The 5,086-nt window shown below is 47.7% G+C and carries 7 protein-coding genes and 1 pseudogene; all 8 read right to left on the bottom strand.

The window, feature by feature from the left end:
* Window positions 1-180 (bottom strand): annotated as a pseudogene (locus Q0338_RS10345) (3-oxoacyl-ACP synthase); the annotation flags it as partial.
* On the bottom strand, window positions 177-1,175 hold the full coding sequence (gene plsX, locus Q0338_RS10340; protein WP_298086651.1) for a phosphate acyltransferase PlsX: 999 nt from the start codon (window positions 1,173-1,175) through the stop codon (window positions 177-179). The pseudogene Q0338_RS10345 and the gene plsX, both read right to left, overlap by 4 nt.
* Before the next feature lie 4 nt (window positions 1,176-1,179).
* Entirely contained in the window at window positions 1,180-1,326 is a 147-nt protein-coding gene (gene rpmF / locus Q0338_RS10335; RefSeq protein ID WP_005871250.1) for a 50S ribosomal protein L32, read from the bottom strand.
* 18 nt (window positions 1,327-1,344) lie between these two features.
* Window positions 1,345-1,605, bottom strand: coding sequence for a hypothetical protein (locus tag Q0338_RS10330; RefSeq protein ID WP_298086650.1), 261 nt, complete (start codon window positions 1,603-1,605; stop codon window positions 1,345-1,347).
* A 95-nt stretch (window positions 1,606-1,700) separates the two neighbouring features.
* Window positions 1,701-2,480: a DUF4198 domain-containing protein gene (locus Q0338_RS10325; RefSeq protein ID WP_298086649.1), complete on the bottom strand. Its 780-nt coding sequence runs from the start codon at window positions 2,478-2,480 to the stop codon at window positions 1,701-1,703.
* A gap of 299 nt (window positions 2,481-2,779) precedes the next feature.
* The gene (locus Q0338_RS10320) at window positions 2,780-3,349 is read right to left on the bottom strand and encodes a tetratricopeptide repeat protein (protein WP_298086648.1); all 570 of its coding nucleotides are present in this window, start codon (window positions 3,347-3,349) and stop codon (window positions 2,780-2,782) included.
* Window positions 3,350-3,470: 121 nt separating this feature from the next.
* A complete protein-coding gene (locus Q0338_RS10315) occupies window positions 3,471-4,193 on the bottom strand; it encodes a polyphenol oxidase family protein (protein WP_298086647.1) in 723 nt (240 codons plus the stop codon).
* Window positions 4,194-4,218: 25 nt separating this feature from the next.
* The gene (locus Q0338_RS10310; protein ID WP_298086646.1) at window positions 4,219-4,851 is read right to left on the bottom strand and encodes a riboflavin synthase; all 633 of its coding nucleotides are present in this window, start codon (window positions 4,849-4,851) and stop codon (window positions 4,219-4,221) included.
* Between the last annotated feature and the right edge of the window lie 235 nt (window positions 4,852-5,086).

Below are 5,086 nucleotides of genomic sequence, written 5' to 3'. Positions count from 1 at the left end.
CGCTGCGGCCTTCATACCCAAATCGCTAGTGGTCTCGTCCTTTGCAATGCGGCGCTCGTGAATTCCCGTGCGCTTTACGATCCACTCGTCGTCGGTTTCGACCATTTTTTCAAGATCGAAATTGGTTAGAATTTGACTCGGCGCGTATGCTGCGATCGAGATCATCGAGGCTTTTTTCATTTTTGCTCGTTTGAAGAAATTTCGCTTTCTATCGCGAAGTTGATTTTGGAGTCTGCAAATTTAAGCGCCTGAAAGATCGCGTTTTTAACGGCTTTCGGAGTGCTTTTGCCGTGGCTTATGATGACGCACTCTTTGACGCCCAAAAGCGGCGCGCCGCCGTATTCGTCGTAGTCAGTGCTTTTTTTGATTATTTTAAAGACGCGCTTCATCAAGAGGGAGCCCGCAATAGCGATAGGGGATTTTTTCGTCTCGTTTTTGATGAGCTTGCCTATGGTGCTTGCGACGCCTTCGCTGGATTTTAGCATAATGTTGCCGATGAATCCGTCGCATACGACCACATCTACCGAGCCGTCAAAAATTTGATTACCTTCGACGTTGCCGATAAAATTTTTCATATTCTTAAGCATCTGAAAGGTTTCTTTCGTTACCTCGTTGCCTTTACTATCCTCCTCGCCGTTGGATAGTAAACCTATGCGAGGCGCGCGCAATCCCATTATCTCTTTGGCGTATGCTTCGCCCATAATCGCGAATTGAAACAAATTCTCGGGCTTACAATCCACATAAGCGCCTACATCCAGCACGAGCGTGCGTCCGCCTATGGAATTTGGCATCAGCGTAGCGATTGCAGGGCGCAAAATGCCCTTTAGTCTGCCTATGCGAAGCGTAGCAAGACTCATCGTAGCGCCGCTGTGTCCTGCGGATACCACGGCTTTGCAAGTGCCGCTTTTTACCAGATCGACCGCCTTAAAGATGCTGCTTTCTTTGCGCTTAAGCGCGTCCGTAGCACCCTCTTTCATCTCAAAGACTTCGCTTGCAGCTACGTAAGTGATATACTTCTCAAACCCATAACCTTGCGGGATAAAAGGCTTGATACTGGCTTCGTCGCCTACCAAAAATGCATTAAATTTACGCTCTCGCAGCGCATCTACGACTCCGTTTATTATCGGCTCGCAGCCGAAATCACCGCCCATCGCGTCTATAGCAACGGAAATCATTGGATTAATATTCGCCCGTAGTTTTGTTTATTCTATGCGGAATTTTCCAGCTTCCGTCTTTATCTTTGACGGGAATCGGAAGGGTCACTTTGTAGTGAGTGCGTCTTTTCGCCGCACGAGTTTTACTAACTCTTCGCTTTGGAACTGCCATTTTTTCTCCTTTATAAATTTAGTTCTTGCATTCTTCGCAATAAAAATAGTCGCTTTTAAAAGCTTCCGTTTCGCTTCTTAAAATTTCATCCAGATCAACTTCGGCGCCGAAAAACTCCATAACGTCCAAGCTTTCGTGCCTTTCGTCATTAAAAACGCCTTCGCTTAAAAGCAAATTTACGAGATCTTCGTTTTGCAGCGTCTGGACGTCAAATTTTCTCGCGTTTGCGGCGATTTTTGCCGCGAGAGGATTTTTTGATTTAAAATTTTCGTATGGCATTTTTCCTCGTTTTTGAGTTAGGTTACGAAGCGATTATATGAAATTTAAGGTAAATTCAGGCTCAAATTTTACCCAAAGCCCGAATTTACGCCGATTTATTCTTTTATATCAAAGCCCAGCGTCGTTTTTAGCGTCTCTTTGTCGCATTTTGCGGCATCCGGATAAGGCCTTTCATAAATCACCTCAAACACCCAAAAGCCCGGCCTTAGTGCTACGACTTCGGTGATACCCTGCGCGTCGGTCATACCGTAAAACGCTCGCTTATCCTCTAAAAATCCCGCAAAAGTGCCGGTTAGTTTGGCGCGTTCTAGCGGCTTGCCGTCAGCCAAAACTTGTAGTTTAAAGGGCTTATCCACGCGAAAACTAGCCGGATTTTGCAGCGGCACGATCTCGATTTTCTCTCCGACGGGCTTAGCGACAAAGTCGTCTGCTTCGCCTAAATTTAGGATTTTTTTGGACGTTATCGTCATCAGGCGGCAGATTTGCACGTCGCTTAAATCTTTTAGATCAAGCTTATTTTTGTCAATAATCCACTTGCCGTCGCTGCGCTTTTTTAGCGAATACATCGGATTTTGCCGCGCAAGCAGGATATAGGTACCTTTGCCTAGCTTTTCGCCCTCGTAGCGGTAGTTTTCGCCGCTTTGCGCTAGCTCTTTTTTCTGTCCGTCTTTATGGATCAGGGTAACGGGCGCAAAAAGATGGACGCGCTCTTGCATTATAGGCTCATAGTTTGGAAAATCGTCGCTATAACCCATTTTTGCGACGAATTTACCCGTCTTTTCGTCGTTTGCACCGTCCACCCAAAACATATGCGCCTGCGCCGAACAAACGGCTCCCGCAAGTATCGCAGCGGCAAAAATTTTACGTGTTTTCATGCTTTTCCTTTCGGTTATTTTTGATATTTGATGTCAAATTGTAGCTAAAAATAGATTAAAATTTGGATTTATTTTTGGAGAGATTTTTAAATTTTAGATTTACGGCTTTATTTTGCAAATTTATACGCCAAATAGTTCTCTTAATCGCCAAAAGCAAAATTTGAATAATTTTTACGAATTTACGAAGACCAATCGTATCTTGGCGAGTAAAGCATTTAGATTTAGCGCGAAACTCGGGCGCATTTTTACGAAAAGTAAAACGCAAAACGCGCCTGAGTTAAATTTATGACGCTAGCGGTCTAACGCTTTAAAATTTTAGCGTTTTCGCAGCCGACCTCTAGCCCCATCTTGCACGCTTTTTCGTAAAATTTAACCGCGGCTTTGACGTCCGCGTTTACGCCCATGCCGCGCTCGCTCATAAAGCCCGCCTCGTTGCAGCCTTTGGCTAGGCCCAGCTCGCATGAGTTTTTATAGAGCTCGTACGCCCGCACTTCGTCTTTTACCGCGCCGACGCCCGTCTGATGAGCGTACGCTAATGCGTAGCAACCCAGCTTATCGCCCATTTTGCAAGCTCGCTCGTAAAATTTAGCCGCCGTCTCAGGCTGTTTCGCCGCGACCTTGCCGCTAGCGATCATCGCGCCGATATCGTAGCAAGCACGCGCGTGTCCGCCCTCGCACGCTAGATTAAAGAGTCTCGCCGCCTCGATAAAATCCGAGACTCGGTACATCGCTAGCGCGTCTTCAAACTGCTTATTTGCCAAATTTGCAGGCGCGCTCGCAGGGGCGCTTGCCATCTCGTTTGAGGATCTCGTTTGCGCCGCAAAAAGCGCGCTCGCCGCAACAATCAAACAAAGTAAAATTTTTTTCATTTGTGCTCCTTTTTATGAGGTTTCGATTTAAATTTTAGCCCTTTTTAATAAACATAAATGAAATTTTAACTAAACTCGCCCGGCCACGCGCTCGTCTACACCCAATTGAGGCCATATACGGCTATTTTGACGAGATTTTATTCATCGCAAAGCCGCAAAATCGCCCCGTGACGCCATCTCTGCGGTAGGAAAATAGCCCCTGCGTCTCAAGCGTACAGCGCGGATCAAACTCGACTCGCCCCACGCCAAGCTGCGCAAATTCGTCTCGCAAGGCCGAATCCATATCAAATTTGCCGCCATTTTTATAGCGGTTAAACTCGCCCAGATCAAGCTCGCCCACCTCGTAGTTTCGCGCCTTGATATTTGCGCCGACAAACACGCGCAGATCGCCCGCCTTGCAGCCAAACTCGCTCGCCATCAAATTTACCGCGTTCGTGCAAATTTTACCAGTTACGCCCGCTCTGCCAGCATGCACTGCGGCAACCACGCCGCGCCGCTCGTCTGCTATCAAAACAGGCGAGCAGTCGGCAACCAAAACGCAAAGCGCTACGTCTCTAAGCGCGGTTATCACGCCGTCGCAGGGCGGTAGCTCATCATCAAGATTTCGCAAAATTTCCACGCGGTTTGAGTGAATTTGACGCATAAATTTTAGATTGCTAGGCGCGACGCCGATTTGTTCGGCTAGGATTTCTCGATTTTTAGCGACGTTTGCGGACAGGTCACCGACGTGATCACCCAAATTTAAACCATCGTACGCGCCCTCGCTTACTCCGCCAAATCGCGTCGTAAAGCCAAGCTTCAAGCGCTCGCTTTCAAAAACTACATCTAAAATTTCCCGCTTCATTTCCGTCAAATTTAACCCGCCTAGCCTAATAAAGGCTCGCGATATGCTGCGACTCGTCCCAGCTGATCTCGCTTTTGCCGCCGTTTTGGGCACCGCGGCCAAACTCCAGCTGCCTAGCCACGTAGCGCGCGAGCAGATCGCTCTCCACGTTTACGCGGCGCCCCGGCTCAAACTCGCCAAACAAGCTCTCTCGAAATGTTATCGGGATGATCGTTAGGCGCACGCCTGTGAGCAAAACTTCGTTGATCGTAAGACTCACTCCCTCGACCGCGATGCTGCCTTTGTTCGCCATCAGCGGCATGACGCTAGAGGGCAAATTTATATAAAAATCAACCCCGTTTTCGCGCCGCTCTATGCGCGCTACCTCGCCGATAGCGTCTACGTGGCCTTGAAGCAAATGCCCGTCCACGCGGTCTGCTAGCCGCATCGCAGGCTCGATATGCACGCGTCCGCGCAAATTTTCCGTCGCAATGTGCGCTCTAGTCTCGGCGCTAAGCTCCACGCTAAAGCCGTCTGCGTGCAGCTGCGTCACGCTCAAGCACGCGCCGTTTACCGCGACGCTATCGCCTAAATTTGGGCGGTACGAGGCTTTTAGTCGCAGGGTGTTTTGCGAATAGCTCGCAACCTGCGCGATCTCTCTAATCAGTCCGTTAAACATTTTTCGTCCTTAAATTTTGAGCTATTTTATAAAATTTAGCCTCAGAACGGGCTAAATTTGCCGACCAAATTTTACCGCTCGCTTTTTAGCGCGGCGCAAATATGCAAAACTGGCAGAGTAATCGACCAAGGCTTGATCAAAATTTAATACACTTTAAAAATATTTAAGATAAAATAATCGTCAAATAATAATCATAAGAAACGATAAACTTGAAAAAATCACGACTAGGCCTACT

This window comes from uncultured Campylobacter sp. (genome assembly GCF_938018145.1).
GTDB lineage: Bacteria > Campylobacterota > Campylobacteria > Campylobacterales > Campylobacteraceae > Campylobacter_A.
The sequence above is the reverse complement of the archived record's forward strand: the minus strand, read 5'-3'. Positions and strand labels throughout refer to the sequence as shown.

What these genes read in the sequence shown, in the direction of transcription:
- plsX (WP_298086651.1), bottom strand. Translation starts at nt 1,175, where the DNA reads ATGATTTCCGTTGCTATAGACGCGATGGGCGGTGATTTCGGCTGCGAG.
- rpmF (WP_005871250.1), bottom strand. Translation starts at nt 1,326, where the DNA reads ATGGCAGTTCCAAAGCGAAGAGTTAGTAAAACTCGTGCGGCGAAAAGA.
- Q0338_RS10330 (WP_298086650.1), bottom strand. Translation starts at nt 1,605, where the DNA reads ATGCCATACGAAAATTTTAAATCAAAAAATCCTCTCGCGGCAAAAATC.
- Q0338_RS10325 (WP_298086649.1), bottom strand. Translation starts at nt 2,480, where the DNA reads ATGAAAACACGTAAAATTTTTGCCGCTGCGATACTTGCGGGAGCCGTT.
- Q0338_RS10320 (WP_298086648.1), bottom strand. Translation starts at nt 3,349, where the DNA reads ATGAAAAAAATTTTACTTTGTTTGATTGTTGCGGCGAGCGCGCTTTTT.
- Q0338_RS10315 (WP_298086647.1), bottom strand. Translation starts at nt 4,193, where the DNA reads ATGAAGCGGGAAATTTTAGATGTAGTTTTTGAAAGCGAGCGCTTGAAG.
- Q0338_RS10310 (WP_298086646.1), bottom strand. Translation starts at nt 4,851, where the DNA reads ATGTTTAACGGACTGATTAGAGAGATCGCGCAGGTTGCGAGCTATTCG.